General features: G+C 62.9%; 15 protein-coding genes and 2 pseudogenes. 4 read left to right on the forward strand and 13 right to left on the reverse strand.

Annotated elements, in window-relative coordinates:
- Positions 1-48: 48 nt before the first annotated feature.
- The 4 genes and pseudogenes from ACW7G2_RS03675 to ACW7G2_RS03690 all read right to left on the reverse strand — a co-directional run.
- Positions 49-246 (reverse strand): DUF6338 family protein, encoded by a 198-nt coding sequence (locus tag ACW7G2_RS03675; RefSeq protein ID WP_456972860.1) that lies wholly within the window; start codon positions 244-246, stop codon positions 49-51.
- Positions 247-396: 150 nt separating this feature from the next.
- On the reverse strand, positions 397-1,380 hold the full coding sequence (locus ACW7G2_RS03680; protein WP_456972862.1) for a hypothetical protein: 984 nt from the start codon (positions 1,378-1,380) through the stop codon (positions 397-399).
- A 533-nt stretch (positions 1,381-1,913) separates the two neighbouring features.
- Positions 1,914-2,405, reverse strand: coding sequence for a VOC family protein (locus ACW7G2_RS03685; RefSeq protein ID WP_456972864.1), 492 nt, complete (start codon positions 2,403-2,405; stop codon positions 1,914-1,916).
- 35 nt (positions 2,406-2,440) lie between these two features.
- A pseudogene (locus tag ACW7G2_RS03690) lies at positions 2,441-2,611 on the reverse strand (HupB); the annotation flags it as partial.
- Positions 2,612-2,710: 99 nt separating this feature from the next.
- Here ACW7G2_RS03690 and ACW7G2_RS03695 point away from each other — a divergent pair.
- Positions 2,711-4,405, forward strand: coding sequence for a M28 family peptidase (locus ACW7G2_RS03695; RefSeq protein ID WP_456972866.1), 1,695 nt, complete (start codon positions 2,711-2,713; stop codon positions 4,403-4,405).
- Positions 4,406-4,525: 120 nt separating this feature from the next.
- Here ACW7G2_RS03695 and ACW7G2_RS03700 read toward each other — a convergent pair whose 3' ends face one another.
- From ACW7G2_RS03700 to arsH, 8 genes and pseudogenes are all read right to left on the reverse strand, one after another.
- The gene (locus ACW7G2_RS03700) at positions 4,526-4,825 is read right to left on the reverse strand and encodes a hypothetical protein (protein ID WP_456972868.1); all 300 of its coding nucleotides are present in this window, start codon (positions 4,823-4,825) and stop codon (positions 4,526-4,528) included.
- 149 nt (positions 4,826-4,974) lie between these two features.
- Positions 4,975-5,400 carry an MAPEG family protein gene (locus ACW7G2_RS03705; RefSeq protein WP_456972870.1) on the reverse strand — a complete coding sequence of 142 codons (426 nt, stop codon included), beginning with the start codon at positions 5,398-5,400 and terminating at the stop codon, positions 4,975-4,977.
- Positions 5,400-5,645 carry a hypothetical protein gene (locus ACW7G2_RS03710; RefSeq protein ID WP_456972872.1) on the reverse strand — a complete coding sequence of 82 codons (246 nt, stop codon included), beginning with the start codon at positions 5,643-5,645 and terminating at the stop codon, positions 5,400-5,402. Before ACW7G2_RS03710 ends, ACW7G2_RS03705 begins: the two co-directional genes overlap by 1 nt.
- Before the next feature lie 677 nt (positions 5,646-6,322).
- Entirely contained in the window at positions 6,323-6,796 is a 474-nt protein-coding gene (locus ACW7G2_RS03715; protein WP_456972874.1) for a hypothetical protein, read from the reverse strand.
- A 440-nt stretch (positions 6,797-7,236) separates the two neighbouring features.
- On the reverse strand, positions 7,237-9,615 hold the full coding sequence (locus tag ACW7G2_RS03720) for a class I SAM-dependent DNA methyltransferase (protein WP_456972876.1): 2,379 nt from the start codon (positions 9,613-9,615) through the stop codon (positions 7,237-7,239).
- Between the two features lie 467 nt (positions 9,616-10,082).
- Positions 10,083-10,934 (reverse strand): annotated as a pseudogene (locus ACW7G2_RS03725) (type IIL restriction-modification enzyme MmeI); the annotation flags it as partial.
- Between the two features lie 33 nt (positions 10,935-10,967).
- Positions 10,968-11,372, reverse strand: a complete 405-nt coding sequence (gene arsC / locus ACW7G2_RS03730) for an arsenate reductase (glutaredoxin) (RefSeq protein ID WP_456972878.1) — start codon at positions 11,370-11,372, stop codon at positions 10,968-10,970.
- A gap of 9 nt (positions 11,373-11,381) precedes the next feature.
- Positions 11,382-12,128, reverse strand: a complete 747-nt coding sequence (gene arsH, locus ACW7G2_RS03735; RefSeq protein WP_456972880.1) for an arsenical resistance protein ArsH — start codon at positions 12,126-12,128, stop codon at positions 11,382-11,384.
- Positions 12,129-12,166: 38 nt separating this feature from the next.
- Between arsH and ACW7G2_RS03740 the strand changes: the two genes are divergently transcribed.
- Genes ACW7G2_RS03740 through ACW7G2_RS03750 form a run of 3 tightly spaced genes read left to right on the forward strand, consistent with a single transcriptional unit; the run spans position 12,167 to position 14,430 of the window.
- Positions 12,167-12,514, forward strand: coding sequence for an ArsR/SmtB family transcription factor (locus ACW7G2_RS03740; RefSeq protein ID WP_456972882.1), 348 nt, complete (start codon positions 12,167-12,169; stop codon positions 12,512-12,514).
- Between the two features lie 3 nt (positions 12,515-12,517).
- Positions 12,518-13,804, forward strand: a complete 1,287-nt coding sequence (locus ACW7G2_RS03745) for an arsenic transporter (RefSeq protein ID WP_456972884.1) — start codon at positions 12,518-12,520, stop codon at positions 13,802-13,804.
- A complete protein-coding gene (locus ACW7G2_RS03750) occupies positions 13,801-14,430 on the forward strand; it encodes a DUF938 domain-containing protein (protein WP_456972886.1) in 630 nt (209 codons plus the stop codon). The genes ACW7G2_RS03745 and ACW7G2_RS03750 overlap by 4 nt, the downstream gene beginning before the upstream one ends.
- A 21-nt stretch (positions 14,431-14,451) precedes the next feature.
- Here the strand turns inward: ACW7G2_RS03750 and ACW7G2_RS03755 are convergent, their stop codons facing one another.
- On the reverse strand, positions 14,452-15,354 hold the full coding sequence (locus ACW7G2_RS03755; RefSeq protein ID WP_456972888.1) for a glycerophosphodiester phosphodiesterase: 903 nt from the start codon (positions 15,352-15,354) through the stop codon (positions 14,452-14,454).
- Between the last annotated feature and the right edge of the window lie 9 nt (positions 15,355-15,363).

Consider the following 15,363-nt stretch of genomic DNA (forward strand, 5'->3'; position numbering starts at 1 on the left):
GGAACCTCCTCGGGAAAGGGTACGAGAAAATTCCACTTCTGACGTCAGCTAACCTGTGGGGGGATTACCGATCGGTATAGCGAGCACGGCATAGTTGATGCAGCTATAGGCTATGGCATCAAGAAGCTGCTCAGCAGAGCCTCTGGCCGTGCCAGGAAAAGCGACCTGATAGCACTTGATGCTGATGAATCCCGGTATGACGAACGCCAGGAACAAAGATAGCTTCTCAACCTCCCAGATATCCATGAATCCCCCTGTGACGCATAACACCTAAGTTAAGCCGAATTGCAGCGCGTAGCTGACCACATGGCAAGCTCCTTCTGCCATGTGGGTGGCGTAGCGATGCAATTTCGGCTTGAACGCATTGTTAGGGCGCACTCCGGTGGGAGTGCCAAACTACAGCTGTGCATCCAACCAAGTGCTCCATTGTTGATCAAGCTCAGCGATATCGGTTCCGAGTTGATAGCTACCGCCGTGTTCTGCCAACCATGCATCGAGTGGTACGTCGTTGGCCAGAGCCATGCTGATATCGCCCAGCAGATCCTGCTTGCCGCTAATCTCAATCAGAAAATCTCCGACAGCAAGGCTCTGGAGATAGAATGCAGAAAGCTCCGTTGCGGCCTCTCCTGACCTTGCCGCCATGACGATGCCCGTGCTGGTTTGAGTACCACCTTGTGCAACAAGCTGGGCTCGCTGGTTTGCGGTACCCAATGGGTGAGGAGCGGTCAGAAACTCACTCAGGGGACGAATCGATGTCGAACCCTCCCGCAGCAGGTCCCTGAAACGAACACGCCGCTCAGTCAGCATTGCCTCCGGCTCCAGCAGGATTGCACTCGCCTCGTCCAGCCAATCAGGAGCTGGAGTGCCGTAAATTGCATCATCAACAGCATGTTGTGGCCAGAACACGGCCCGGTATAAAGAGTGGCCAATCTCGTGGCGCAGCACGTCTCCGGAACTTTGACTGGCCCGTTGAACGATTGCGCGAACTTGGTTGTCCGGCAAGTCCGGCATGCTCTTGCGGATGCTCTCCTCAAGAACGGCAGCCTTAGATTCAGGTGGAATCCATAGACGCAGATAGTTCAGTGAATGGCGCGCGATGAAGTTTTCTTGCTCTGCCTTTGGAAATTCGTCGGCCAGCACTACAGCACCGAACGGAACATCCCGTCCCAAGTAATGACGAAAGGCCGCGACCGCTTCTGCGCCGTCATGAGCGGCTTGTGTAGCAGCTTCCGCCGAGGCTGCGTAAAACCAACCGTGCTTCGTTGCGACACAGGTCAGCGTGGGACGCTCTGGAAGGGCTGGGCATGCGGTGACAGCAGAGTCATCGGCCGCTGATGATGGAGATACGAGCAGGATGGCCAGCAGCAACGATGCAATCATGGGGTGATCAGCTCGGGGCAGTGGAGTCAGAGTCTTGACAGCGCGCGGGATCAAAAGTTCATCCTCCTGAGGCGTCAGCTTGATCAGAGGATTGACGGGAATGTGATCTTGCGACGGACCGCAGGTGCGCCCTAACAATAATTAGGGGGCAAAATAAGGGTGTAATCCCGCGGCGTAACGCGGAACTCCATGCAAAATTGACGCATAAAACCCTCCCCCTGCCCGTTATTGGTTCCGATCTGCCGCCTAACTCCCCAGTCATGCGACTCCCCAAGCCGAACCTAGCAGCGCCCGGCAGCCAATACAACTCGACGACAGGCTTTTCCTTGACGCTGCCCGCGGATCAGGACGGCGCCCCTCGCCCCTGCTCGAATCCCATCAGCGGCGCGTCCCTCAGCCACAGCTGCAGCCAGCCAGAGCGTTCGGCTTGGCCTTTGCGCAGCTCCGTTCTGAGGATGCAGTTCCCCGATGTGCCCGTGGGGTCGTCGAATCAAGCTGCTGAAAATGCATGAAAGGCGCCAGCCTTTCCATAGTCAGGCGGCTCCCTCCCCCCGGCGCGCCGCCTCGATCGCGGCCACATCAATCCTGCGCATGGTCATCATCGCCTGCATCACCCGCTCGGCGGTGGCCGGGTCCGGGTCGGACATGCCTTCCAGCAACACGCGTGGCGCGATCTGCCAGGAAAATCCCCAGCGGTCCTTGCACCATGAGCACTCGCTCTCGCTGCCGCCGTTGCCGACGATGGCATCCCAGTAGCGATCGGTCTCTTCCTGGTCCGCGGTAATGACCTGGAAGCTGACCGCTTCGTTGGGCTGGAATTCCGGACCGCCGTTGAGTCCGACGAACTTCTGCCCCAGCACGGTGAACTCCACGGTCAGCTCATCGCCCTTCGCACCGGAGGGATAGTCGGTTGCCGCGTGCATGGTCTTGCCTACGCGGCTGTCGGGAAAGGTGGCCGCGTAAAACTCCGCGGCCTCGCGCGCCTTGCCCTGGTCGAACCACAGGCAGGTGATCATTTCCGTCATGGTTGGCTTCCTCGATGACGCTTGAGCAATCAGTGCTTGCGACCGGAGCCGGACTTCTTGCCGCCGCCGTCCTGCTTGTTGACGGTGGCCCAGGCGATGCGCTCGGCCGTTTCTTCGGATTTGCCATCGGCCTTCTGCTGCTTTTCGATCTTGGCGGCCTGGCGCTTCTGCTTGTCGGTATAGGATGACTTGTCGCCGCGTGGCATGGGTCTGCTCCGGACGGGACGAGGAGCGTGGCACGGCGCGCATTAGCAGCGGGTCAAGATGCTCCTACAATGACGGCTTTCCATGAGCCGGGGAACGGCATGAAAAGTCTGAAGGCGACGGCCATTGCGGCGTTGTTTCTGGCAGCCTGCGATGGGCAGGCCCCGACCCCGGCAGAAGGCGACGTTGCGGCGCCGAGCCCCGTTCATGCAGAGCCGGCCGGGATCAGCGGCTTCAACCTCGCGCGGCACCTGGGCATGCTGGCCTCGGATGAGTTCGAGGGCCGGGCGCCCGCCACACCGGGCGAAGAGCGCACCGTGGCCTACATCGAAGAGCAGTTTGCCGCCGCCGGGCTTGAACCCGCCGGCGAGGACGGCGGATGGACCCAGGCCGTCACCCTCGAGCGCACCGAAATCACCGGGCCGGTGGCCGCCTCGTTCTCGCTCAACGGCGTGGCGTGGGAACTGGCCAACGGGGAGGACATCGCCCTGGAAACCCTGCATCCGGACGGCAATGTCGATCTGAGCGGCCTGCCGGTGGTGTTCGCCGGCTATGGCATCACCGCACCGGAGCTGGACTGGGACGACTACGCCGATCTGGATGTCGCAGGCAAGGTGGTGGTGGTGCTGGTCAACGACCCGGATTTCGAAACAGAGCCCGGCCGCTTTGGCGGCCGCGCCATGACCTGGTACGGGCGCTGGGTCTACAAATACCTGGAGGCCGCCAGCCGCGGCGCCGCCGGCGTGCTGATCGTGCATGAGACCGAACCGGCCGCGTACCCCTGGGCCACCGTGCGCAGCGGGCGCGCGGCGCCGCAGTTCGACATCGTGCGCGAGGACGCCGCCGACCATCACCTGCGCGTGCGCGGCTGGATCCAGCGCGCCACCGCCGAACGCCTGTTTGCCGATGCCGGCCTGGACTTAGACGAGGCCAAGCGCGCCGCGCAGCAGCACGGCTTCCGCGCGCACCCGCTGGGCGATGTCACCTTCTCTACCGCCTTCAATGTCGAGCGCAGCCGCATCACCACCCGCAACGTGCTGGGCCTGCTGCCGGGCACCACGCGCGCCGACGAGACCGTGATCGTTTCCGGCCACTGGGACAGCTTCGGCATCGGCGAGCCGGATGACACCGGTGACGCGATCATCAACGGCGCGGTTGACAACGCCACCGCCATCGCCTCGATGATCGAGATCGCGCGGGTCATGGCGGAAGGCCCACGCCCCTCGCGCAGCGTGCTGTTCATCGCCCTCACCGCGGAAGAGAGCGGCCTGCTCGGCGCCACCTGGTACGCGGCCAATCCCCTGCGCTCGCTGGAGACCACCGCCGCGGCCATCAACATGGAAATGTGGAGCCCCGATGGCCCCACCCATGACATCTCAAGCTGGGGGCTGGGCAAGGTGTCGCTGGAGCGCGACCTGGCCGCAGCCGCGCAGGCGCTCGGCCGCAGGTACTCGGCCGATCCGAACCTGGAGGCCGGCTTCTTCTACCGCGCCGACCATTTCGCCTTTGCCCAGGCCGGCGTGCCGGCCATCACCGTGGGCCCCGGCATGGACCAGGTCGAGGGCGGCGTGGAGGGCGGCATGGCCGCACGCGCCGAATACTTCGACAGGCATTACCACCAGCCCAGCGACGAGTTCGGCGACTGGTGGGACATGCGCGGACCCACCGAGGACACGGAAGTGGTGCTGCGGCTGGTGCAGGACGTGGCCGACGCGGAAGCCTGGCCGGAGTGGGATGAGGACAGCGAGTTCCGCGCAGCGCGCGCGGCCGACGCCGCCGGGCGCGAAGGGCACTGACCAGGCAATAGGCCCAGAGCGGCAAGCCCGCGATTCGATCATGGACGCTGGCGATTTCGCCCTCACCGGCTTTGATCATGCGGCGATCGGCTCAGATCCTGTGCAAATACCGGTTCCCGATCAGTCGATGACCAGCGAAATGACCTCATCGTTGCGACGGACGCTGAAGTCCAGCGCAGCGCCAGTAGGCAGGGACTCCCAATATTTCATCACTTCCCTGGCCTTGCGCCCCGGAACCACCTGGTCGTTGATCCGCAGCAGCTCATCGCCCGCCATGAACAGACAGGGCTTGTCCGGGCCGGAAGCCTTGGCTTCCACCACGGTGACCTTGTCGAGCGTCGGGCTCAGGAAAAAGCCGCTGGTTTCAGGTCTGATCCTGAGTTCGCACCCGGTGCTGGCGTGCACGGAACCTGCGGCCATCAGAGCAACGGCCGCGCACAATGCCTTCAATCCCATCACAGACTCCCTTCTGTTGTGTCCCGGTGTCCGGGCACGCTTCCATTCTCAGCCCTTCCTTTCGGATTCGGGAACCTGCCGGGTCGGGTCACCAATAGGCATAGCTGCCGATCCTATAGGGCCAGGAACGACACGGCATACATTGCCCACATCGCCAGTAGCAGGAAGAAACTGACGAGGAACACCACGAACCGGTGCATCACCTTGTTGTAGCTGCACTGGATCGCGCTGTGCACAATCCTCGACAGCACGAACAGCCACGCCAGCGCCGGCAGCCAGACCGGGACGTGGCCGGTGCCGATGGCCACCGCGCACAGCAGGTAGAACAGCACCGGCACCTCGAACAGGTGGCTGAAGTTGTCCGACGCGCGCGAATCCTCAAGGCGCTGCGCGCGCTGTCCGGAGAGCGCGACCGATTGCGGATGGATCCGCCGGGCCATCATCTCGCCGACGCGGATGCGGAACATGTGCAGGCCGACGACAAAGGTGAGAGCCACCATCGCCAGGCAGGCTGCGAAAAGATGCTGGGTAGGTGACATCAGCGTGACCTCGTGAAAGCGCGAAGAATGAACCACACGAACAATCCGGAAAGCAGCATGCTCGCGAGCAAGATCACATCGCCTACGGGCACCTGCGGGCCGAGGCGACCGATGCCCATCTGGTTCAATGGCAAGTGGCCGTGGCCGGTCAGATAGAGGTCCACGATGGTCACGGCCAGCGCCGCCATCACTCCCGCCGACAGCGCGCCCACGATGCTCAGGAGCAGCCGCCAGGGCCATCGCATCCGTGGGATCCCCTCGCGTCGCATCACCGGGCCAGGTGCGACCCGATCATCCAGAGAACGCCAACAAAGGGACCGACCAGAGACGGTAAAGGTTGGATTGAGGAGTCGTAGAGATGTCTGACATGAGCCCTGCCCCTTAAACTAAGCCGCCGTGAAGCGGTTTCGGCTTGAACGCATTGTTAGGCTGCTTACCGGCAAGTGGTATTGTCGAAGCTATCTGTGTTGCAACGTACCGTGTTGCCATTGTTATCACGATACGTAGTGTTACCGAAGGAATCGGTACTTGAGCGAATGGTACTGCCAGTGTTGCTGCGGTAAGTACTGTTCCCGAACGAATCGGTTGACCCGCGAACAGTGTTGCCCCTGTTGTCGCGGTGAGTCGTGTTGCCGAAGGAATCGGTTGATCCGCGGATAATGTTGCTCCGGTTATCGCGAGTGACGGTGTTGCCAAAAGAGTCTGTGGAAGTACGGCTAGTGTTGCCGTAGCCATCTCGACAGGTGGTGTTGCCGAAGGAGTCTGTGGAGCACCTAGTCTGAGCGTGCAGGCTGGACGATGCGAGAAGTGCACCAAGAAGTACGAGCAAAAGCCTTTTCATTTCAGTTCCCCTGGATGTGTGAAGCGGCCTAACACCTTGAGTTAAGCCGAACCGCGAAGCGGTTTCGGCTTGAACGAACTGTTATGCGGCATCCTCTGGATCCTTCCGTTCTCCGTCGATCACGGTGTAGGTAGTTTTGCTGCTCGGCCTTTTGCCAGTGATCTCTTCGTACAGCACCCCAACGAATGCTGCGCCGGCGCCGAAGACCACCCATAGTGGAACGCCAATAGCTGTGCCGAGTGCAGCGATGCCCGCTCCTTGGCCACCGAACAATGCGACACCCATTGCCGCGCCCCCGAGCCCCAATCTAGCTGTAATTCCGCGCTCATCCCAAGCTAGCCGCTTTGTCTCGCGTGCAATAATCTTGACGGTAGGAAGGACAACCTTACTCTCGGCTGTCAGAGAAATTGCCTTTCTTGCCTTCACAGAAGTCGGAAGGTCAGCTGCCTTCAGAGCAAGCAGCCTCTCGATCCAGATACGGAGTGCTTCCTTCTCAACGGCATTGGCAGTAGCTGCGATTCTGACCGCAAGCTGCTTCTGCTTCTCAGAACTCATGTCAGCCACAGCACTCTCCCTGCCGTATAACACCTAAGTTAAGCCGCCGCTTTTCAAAGTAGCAGATCACCATAGCTGCTTATTAAAGTCCCTATTGCGGCAAAGATGAGTACAACTTTGGTCATGAAGCTTGGGCGACCCCTGTACTTAGTTGAGATAGCGGCACGATCGGGGGGGACGAAGTTGCCGCCAGCCGGCTTGAGGGCGTTGAATATTTTAATGGCAAAGAACTCGGCTGCCAAAGAAAACGAAACTACGAAGGCGCCACTACGAGAAAACGCGTCTGGGACAGCCAAAGATGGATGAAGTGGAGGGAGTGAGGCCAGTACAGGACTGAGGAGTGCAAGAGAAATCAGTGCCCAAAAGTAGCGCGTGTGCCTAATGATTGATTTTTCGTGAGGGCTCAAGTGGCTACTCCCGTCAGGCGCGCCTAACACCAGTTATGCGGTGAATGTTCCGTCCTTTTCCTGGGCGGAGCCGAGGGCCACGAGCATTTCCAGGAGCTTGGGCAGTCGTTCTTTCCAGCGGCCCCTGGCAGTAAAGCGGGCGGCGATCTCGTCGGTTGAAAGGGGGATGGGACTGGCGGCGAGGAGGTCGGCGACGGCGCGGACCTGGTCGATGGGGTCCTTGGGCCAAGGAGTTGGTTTGGCGGGCACGACTGCAGTTGGCTGCTCGGCGGTCGGCTGGGCCTGGGTGGTGGAGAGGCCGGGCTGGTCGGGGGCGCGTTCGGCTTCGGGGTTCTGGAATTCGGGGCGGAGCCAGCGGACGTGGCCGCGGGCTTCTTCAACGGCGCGTTCGGCGTTGAGGGCAACCAACCGCTCCAACACCGCCTCCTCAAATCTCCTCTTCGCGTCTTCGCGAGAGACATCTGCTGTCGGCGGAAGATTGCCGTGGGCAATACGCAGAGTCGGCGCGAGGTCGGCCCAGCCGTAGGCGCCTAGGACGGCTTCGTCGAGTTCGTCGTGGAGCTGGCGCAGGACGGAGACCAGACCCTGTTCGTGGAAAGTGAGCTCCTTCGGAGTCAGGTCTTCGCCGCTGCGCAGCTTTTCCAGCACGTTGTACATGCCGGTCAGGGTCAGGCCCGGGTGGGCTTGCTGCTGGCGCTTGCGGTGGGCGTCGAGTTGTTCTGCCAGGTTGCGGATACCGCTGACGAGCTGATGACAAAAAGCACCTTGATCATCCCGGGTCGCTGTATTAGTTGTAGTGCTGCCAGTGGAGGGGTCTACCGTAGTCGCCAGCAAAGAACCCGGGAAGGGAAAGGGGTCAAAGCACCGGGTTTGGTTGTACCGAATGTTCCCAACAAAGGCGCCGAAGGAGGCAGCATTTGCTTCCACCCACGCCATGTGCACAGAAGAACATAGGACTCCGAGCCATATCGGATCAGCCAGTGCGATTCCTACCACTTCACTTTCGAACTGCACGATAGGCTGCTCGAACTGGAAGAAGCGGTGCTTGGCCGTTCGCGGGGTTACGATCACCCTTGGGAGACCTGCAGCGGCTTTTCTAAATGCAGTGCGTGGCTCAGCGAATACCCACCACCTATCGCGATAGGTAGCGCGATTATTTTGCGCTCTTTCCGGTTTGACTCGATCAACTATCCATTGATAGGCGCCAGGCGCCCTCAGTCGAACTTCATCTTCATCGAACCCGAAGAAGTCCAATACCATCGGCCGCGGCGCCCCTGTGCTGAGCACTCGCCCCGTTAGATAAGGCTTAAGGTGACGACCAGCGTCCGCCACCATAGTGAAATGTTCGTCCGGCACGAGGAATCCTTGGCCAACAAGTGTTACACCCCGTGACGCCAGGCCCACGTTCGACGTTAGCGGCCCTGCAGATGCAACATCTACCCCGGTTCGAAGATCAACAAAGATCCTTCCTCGCTGGCGTTTGAGTACGACATCCAGCTCGTCGTTGGCTCCGGGAATCTCTGCGTCGACCGTTGACAAGATCCCGTTGAACGAGCCAGCGGCAGCAGCAGTCATCGCGATTCGTACTTGGGCGCCATCTTGTGAATCAACCCAAGGATGATCGGGAACCACAAACACTAACGACAACGGTGAATCTGGGCTCGACATATGCTTTGAAAGCACCTGTCGATTGAATGCCTGCCGGATGCCATTCGTAGTAATGAGTCCGAACCGCTCGAGTGCGCCGCGTCGTGCCAACAGCGCCGCATAGTGCCACCAGTACATGACGAAGTCGGCCGATTCGGGCACCTGCTCCCAGACACTACGCAGTGCTTCCACATAGCCATCGCCGAGCGCGGCGCGCATGCGCTTGTTGCCAATAAACGGCGGATTCCCCACCACGAAATCCGCCTCCGGCCACGCGGCCTTACGCGGATTGACGTACTTCTCCACCGGCTTACGCGCACTTTCATCCGGCACCGGCTCCCCAGTCACCGGTGAAGCCTTCATGGTGTCGCCGTCCCAGCGCGTTACCGGCACGCCGTGCTCGTCGGTGACCCACTCCACCCGGTCGTACGCCAGCACCGCATCCCGGTTCTCGATATTCCGGAAATCACGGATCACCGGCTGCGGCGGATGCACGTCGCCGCGGGTGCGGTAATGCCACTGCAGGTAGCCGATCCACAGCACGACCTCAGCGATGGCGGCGGCGCGGGGGTTGAGTTCGATGCCCAGCAGGTTGTGCGGGTCCACGGTTTCGCCGGCGGCGGCGTCGGCGCGCTCGCCGTCCAGGGCCAGGCCGGTCTGGCGGTAGTCGAGTTCGTCCAGGGCATTGAGTACCTCACCTTCCAGGCGCTTGAGGTGCTCGAGGGTGACGTAAAGAAAATTTCCGCTGCCGCATGCCGGGTCCAAAACCCGGATATTGCATAGTCGCAGATGGAACTTTCTAAGCAGCGCAACTGATGCTTTCCTTGCGCTGTCGCGCTGTCGCGCTGTCGCGCTGTCGCGCTGTCGCGCTGTCGCGCTGTCGCGCTGTCGGCCTCGTCGGCTTCGCCGACTTCGGCCGACAGCGTGAGAGCAGCCACCTGCACTTCATTCCACTCCTTGCGCAGCGGCTCGATCACGGTGGGCAGCACCAGCCGCTCCACGTAGGCGCGCGGGGTGTAGTGGGCGCCGAGCTTGTGGCGTTCTTTCGGGCTGAGCGCCCGTTCGAGCAGGGTGCCGAAGATGGCCGGCTCCACGTGCTTCCAGTCGGCGCGGGCGGCTTCCACCAGCAGGTCAAGCTGTTCGGTGTTCAGCGGCAGGGTGTCCGGCTGCTTGAACAGCTTGCCGTTGAAGCGCAGCACATCGCCGGCCAGTACGGCGGAGAAGCCGCCGGCATCCATGTCACGCCACAGCTGGGCCAGCATGCGCATGGCCACGTCGGGCTGCTCGCGGTGACGGGTGAGCAGGGTGCGGAAGCTGTCGACCGGCAGCAGCTTCACATCCTCGGCAAACATGGTGAACAGGCAGCGCATCAGGAATTGCGCGGCGGTCTCCGGGTCGTGGCCGCTTTTCTCCAGGCTGCGGGCGAGCTTGGCCAGCCGTTCGGCGATCTCGCGGGTAACCCGGGCCGATTCGCGGCTGGGGTCGAGGCTGAGCGGGTCGGTCCAGACGCGGCGCAGGCGCTCACGAATTTCTGATTTGGCCAGGTCGGCCAGCTGGATGCGGTGGCTGCGCGGATCCGGGAAGGGCACGTAGGTGCCGCCGGAGCGGCTGAACTCGGAATACAGCTCGACCCGGTTGCCCACGTCCACCACCACCGCGAACGGAGGGCGGCCGTCTGCGGCCGGCAGCGCGCGGGCGTAATTCTCGGCCTGGCTGCGTGCGCGCAGCAGCGCGTCGTCGAAGCCTTTGGTATGGGCGCCTGCGCGGATCTTCTTGGACTCGAGTACGAAAGCGCCGCGGCGGTACAGGTCGATGCGCCCGGCGCTGGTGCTGCCGTCACCGTGGTGGAAGGTGATCGGGCGCTCGAACATGTAGTCCTGTTCGGCGGTGGCGTGCGGGCCATCCACCCCCAGCAGCGCGCACAGGTCGATCAGGAAGCTCTGCGAAGTGGAGAGCTCCGAGGCGGTCACGCCCTGCCATTTGGCGATGAAGATCGCAGCGGCGTCGTCGCCCGCTGCCTGCTTGCTGTCCGCGTCTGCCACCCAGGCCCCCCTGCCTTGATCCCTGTGGTCAGGGCAGAGCATACAAGCAGTGGGCGCTTTACCGGCCGCCTGCTGTCAGTCCTGGGCGCTGATCACTTCGCCGTCCTCCTTGGTGAACGGCTGGGTCAGCGGCGGCAGGATCTCGAGCACCACTTCCGACGGCCGGCACAGACGGGTGCCCTGCGAAGTGATGACAAAGGGCCGGTTGATGAGGATCGGGTTGGCCAACATGGCGTCGAGCAGCTGATCGTCGGTCAGCGCTGGATCGTCCAGGCCAAGTTCGGCGTAGGGTGTCCCCTTCTGGCGCAGGGTGTCCCTGACGCTGAGGCCGGCGGCTGTAATCAGTTCAATCAGTCGCTCGCGCGTGGGCGGATCCTGCAGGTACTCGATCACCGTTGGCTCGATGCCCGCGTGCCGGATCAGGGCGAGGGTATTGCGCGAGGTTCCGCAGGCAGGGTTGTGATAGATGGTCGCGTCCATGGTGGTTCCTCAGCTTGCGGTTGATGTCGCGGCTCTCGCGGCGGAGGCGCCGGAGGCGCTGGCCAGCGCTGCGGCGGCCAGGTCGCCCTTGCGTTCACTGTAGCGGCTGGTCAGGTAGTCGCTGCGGTCACGCACCAGCAGGGTGAACTTCACCAGCTCTTCCATCACGTCGACCACGCGATCGTAGAGGGGCGAAGGCTTCATGCGTCCCTGCTCGTCGAACTCCTGCCAGGCCTTGGGCACGGATGACTGGTTGGGGATGGTGACCATGCGCATCCAGCGGCCCAGCACGCGCAGCGCGTTGACCACGTTGAACGATTGCGAGCCGCCGCTGACCTGCATCACTGCCAGGGTGCGCCCCTGGGTCGGGCGCACGCCGCCTTCCTCCAGGGGAAGCCAGTCGATCTGGTTCTTGAATACGGCGGTGATGGTGCCGTGGCGCTCGGGGCTGACCCACACGTGGCCTTCGGACCATTCGGACAGGGTGCGCAGCTCCCGGACCTTGGGGTGGTCGGTCTCGCAGCTGCCCTGGATCGGCAGGCCGTGTGGATCGAAGACCCGGGTTTCGGCACCGAAGCGGCGCAACAGGCGTTCGGCCTCCAGCGCCAGCTTGCGGCTGTAGGATTCCGGCCGCAGCGACCCATAGAGGACCAGGATCCGCGGCGGGTGCGCGGAGCCAGGCACGCCCAGGCTTTCACGGGTGGGCGTCTCAAGGGCGGCAGGGGACACGTTGGGCAGTTCGTCGGGGTGCGGCATGATTGCCTCTTGCAATTCAATTCGACTATTCTAGAAAAATGGAACTGAATGATGCAACCGTTGCACTGGCCGCCCTGGGGCATCCCAAGCGGCTGTCCATTTTCCGCCTGCTGGTCGAGGCTGGGCCCGAAGGGCGTACGCCGGGCGAAATCGCCGAGACCCTGTCTCTGCCGGGGGCGACGCTGTCATTCCATCTCAAGGAGCTGACGGCGGCAGGGCTGATTGAAGGAGAGGCGCACGGCCGGAACATTTCCTACAGCGCCGATTTCGAGGCCATGAACGGGCTTGTCGAATTCCTCACGCGCAACTGCTGCGGCGGTGATGAAACCCGCTGCCTACCGGCCTCCCGCCCTGCTTCCAGGGACACCCGGACCGGCGGAGCCTGATCCATGCTGCTCGCGCTGTTGATCTTCATTGCCACCATTGTTCTGGTCATCTGGCAGCCGCGGGGGCTGGGGGTGGGCTGGAGCGCCATGTTCGGCGCCGCGCTGGCACTGCTGACGGGCGTGGTGACGCTGTCGGATATTCCGACCGTCTGGGCCATTGTCTGGAACGCCACTTTCACCTTCGTGGCGGTGATCATCATCAGTCTGGTGCTGGATGAGGCTGGCTTCTTCGAATGGGCCGCGCTGCATGTCGCGCGCTGGGGCAGGGGCAGCGGGCGCAAGCTCTTTGTGCTGCTGATCCTGCTGGGTGCGGCGGTGGCGGCGCTGTTCGCCAACGATGGTGCGGCGCTGATCCTGACGCCAATCGTGATCGCCATGCTGCTGGCGCTGCGGTTCAGCCCCGCGGCCACGCTGGCGTTCGTGATGGCAGCGGGGTTCATCGCCGATACCGCCAGCCTGCCGCTGGTGGTGTCCAACCTGGTCAACATTGTTTCAGCGGATTACTTCGGTATCGGCTTCGCCGAGTACGCCTCGGTGATGATGCCGGTGAACCTTGTGTCGGTCGGCGCCACGCTGCTCATGCTGATGTGGTTCTTCCGCAAGGAAATCCCGGCCAGCTATGACGCGACCCAGTTGAAGGATCCGCGATCGGCGATCGTGGACCGCACCACATTCAATGCGGGCTGGGCCGTGCTGGCGCTGCTGCTGGTGGGGTTCTTCGGGCTTGAGCGGCTTGGTGTGCCGATCAGCGCCGTGGCCGGGGCCGGGGCGCTGGTGCTGCTGGCGGTTGCTGCCAACGGGCACGTGATCTCGACCCGCAGGGTGATCCGGGATGCGCCCTGGCAGATCGTGGTGTTCTCGCTGGGCATGTACCTGGTGGTGTTCGGCCTGCGCAACCAGGGGCTGACCGACCATCTCGCGGTGCTGCTGGATGGGTTCGCGGAGTACGGCCTGTGGGGGGCGACGATGGGCACCGGGCTGCTGACCGCCTTCCTCTCTTCGATCATGAACAACATGCCCACCGTGCTGGTGGGGGCGCTGTCCATCGATGCCAGCCAGGCCGAGGGCGCGGTGCGCGAGGCAATGATCTACGCCAACGTGATCGGCAGCGACCTGGGGCCGAAGTTCACACCGATCGGCAGCCTGGCCACGCTGCTGTGGCTGCACGTGCTGGCCCGCAAGGACATCAAAATCACCTGGGGCTACTACTTCAAGGTGGGAATTGTGCTGACGCTGCCGGTGTTGCTCGTTACTCTGGCGGCGCTGGTGATCCGGTTGAGCCTGTCATGATCTTTCCAAAACCACACGCCCCTGCCTGCGACCGCAACCGCGATCCCATCCTTGCCGTCCTGCGCGAGCACTTCACCGATCGCCGTCGGGTGCTGGAGATCGGCAGCGGTACCGGCCAGCACGCGGTGCATTTCGCGCAGGCGATGCCGTGGCTTCAGTGGCAGGCGAGCGACGTGGCGGACAACCAGCCGGGCATCCGCGCCTGGCTGGACGATGCGCAATTGCCGAACACGCCGGCACCAGTGGTGCTGGACGTGGCGCAGTCGCCGTGGCCGGCGGTGGATGCGGATGCGGTGTTCACCGCCAATACGCTGCACATCATGGGCTGGGACGCGGTGCAGTCGTTCTTCAGCGGGGTGGGCCAGGTGTTGGCCGATGCGGACGGCGGCAAGCTGGTGGCATACGGACCATTCAAGTACGACGGGGCCTTCACCAGCGACAGCAACCAGGAGTTCGATGCCTGGCTGAAGGCGCGTGACCCGCAGTCCGGGATCCGTGGCTTCGAGGCAGTGGATGGGCTGGCCAACGATGCGGGGCTGCGGTTGGTGACGGACTTGGCGATGCCGGCCAACAACCGCTGCCTCGTTTGGCGGTGCGCTGATGCGCGTGGTGGGCTGCCCAACTGACTCAGTGAGGCGCCCTTCGCGTCACTGGGTTTGTTGCTCCACGAACTCGATCGCGCCTTCCGGGTGGTTGGTGAAGAGGACATCCACGCCGAGATCGAGGTACCTGCGCCAGGCCTCCGGTGTGTCGACGACTTCCGAATAGACCTGCACACCGGCGTCCTGCAGCGCCTGCACATCGTCCTTGTCGGCAATGGAGTCGCGCAGCAGGATGCAGGTGGCGTGGTGCTGCTGCAGCGTCGCGAGAAAGTCGCGATGGTCCCAATTGTGCGCGCCCAGCAGGCAGGTGCGGATGCGGGGGTTGATCGCGTGCAGGGCGTCGATGGTGCGGTAGTCGGACGATTGCAGGATGAACCTGTCTTCCAGCCCGTTCTGGCGCACTGCTGCTTCCACCAGGGTCGCGAATGCCACCGGATCCACATCGGTCACGCCCGGCATGGACTTGGGCACCTTGGTCTCGGCATAGAAGACGACGTCCTGGTTCCGGTAGCGCTGCAGGACTTCATCCACCGTCGGGATGCGCGCACCCGGCACCGCCTTGAAGCCCTTCACGTCATAGATGTCGCGCACCTGCGTCCCGCAGTCGAACTCCTGGGTCTGCTGGAGGGTCAGGCCACGGACCGGCCCAGCCACAACGTTCGAGCCCGGGTCGGGAGTGCAGATGTCCGGGTTGATGGTGGCGTCGTGATGCACGATCAGTTGGTCGTCGTCGGTCATCACCATGTCGAGCTCCAGCACGTCCACGCCCAACGCGATGGCATGGTCGAACGCGCTGATGGTGTTCTCGGGGCGATGCATCGCCCCGCCGCGGTGGGCGGCGACCGCCGGCAGACTGCCGGCTTCCGGTGCGGGTGTTTCCGCTGCTGCGCAGGCGGCCAGCGCTACGGCAAGGCAGGCGGACAGCAGGCAGGCGTCTGTTCGCATCATTTCGCACCT

It is taken from the genome of Luteimonas sp. A277, from assembly GCF_054052045.1.

What these genes read in the sequence shown, in the direction of transcription:
- ACW7G2_RS03675 (WP_456972860.1), bottom strand. Translation starts at nt 246, where the DNA reads ATGGATATCTGGGAGGTTGAGAAGCTATCTTTGTTCCTGGCGTTCGTC.
- ACW7G2_RS03680 (WP_456972862.1), bottom strand. Translation starts at nt 1,380, where the DNA reads ATGATTGCATCGTTGCTGCTGGCCATCCTGCTCGTATCTCCATCATCA.
- ACW7G2_RS03685 (WP_456972864.1), bottom strand. Translation starts at nt 2,405, where the DNA reads ATGACGGAAATGATCACCTGCCTGTGGTTCGACCAGGGCAAGGCGCGC.
- ACW7G2_RS03695 (WP_456972866.1), top strand. Translation starts at nt 2,711, where the DNA reads ATGAAAAGTCTGAAGGCGACGGCCATTGCGGCGTTGTTTCTGGCAGCC.
- ACW7G2_RS03700 (WP_456972868.1), bottom strand. Translation starts at nt 4,825, where the DNA reads ATGGCCGCAGGTTCCGTGCACGCCAGCACCGGGTGCGAACTCAGGATC.
- ACW7G2_RS03705 (WP_456972870.1), bottom strand. Translation starts at nt 5,400, where the DNA reads ATGTCACCTACCCAGCATCTTTTCGCAGCCTGCCTGGCGATGGTGGCT.
- ACW7G2_RS03710 (WP_456972872.1), bottom strand. Translation starts at nt 5,645, where the DNA reads ATGCGATGGCCCTGGCGGCTGCTCCTGAGCATCGTGGGCGCGCTGTCG.
- ACW7G2_RS03715 (WP_456972874.1), bottom strand. Translation starts at nt 6,796, where the DNA reads ATGAGTTCTGAGAAGCAGAAGCAGCTTGCGGTCAGAATCGCAGCTACT.
- arsC (WP_456972878.1), bottom strand. Translation starts at nt 11,372, where the DNA reads ATGGACGCGACCATCTATCACAACCCTGCCTGCGGAACCTCGCGCAAT.
- arsH (WP_456972880.1), bottom strand. Translation starts at nt 12,128, where the DNA reads ATGCCGCACCCCGACGAACTGCCCAACGTGTCCCCTGCCGCCCTTGAG.
- ACW7G2_RS03740 (WP_456972882.1), top strand. Translation starts at nt 12,167, where the DNA reads ATGGAACTGAATGATGCAACCGTTGCACTGGCCGCCCTGGGGCATCCC.
- ACW7G2_RS03745 (WP_456972884.1), top strand. Translation starts at nt 12,518, where the DNA reads ATGCTGCTCGCGCTGTTGATCTTCATTGCCACCATTGTTCTGGTCATC.
- ACW7G2_RS03750 (WP_456972886.1), top strand. Translation starts at nt 13,801, where the DNA reads ATGATCTTTCCAAAACCACACGCCCCTGCCTGCGACCGCAACCGCGAT.
- ACW7G2_RS03755 (WP_456972888.1), bottom strand. Translation starts at nt 15,354, where the DNA reads ATGATGCGAACAGACGCCTGCCTGCTGTCCGCCTGCCTTGCCGTAGCG.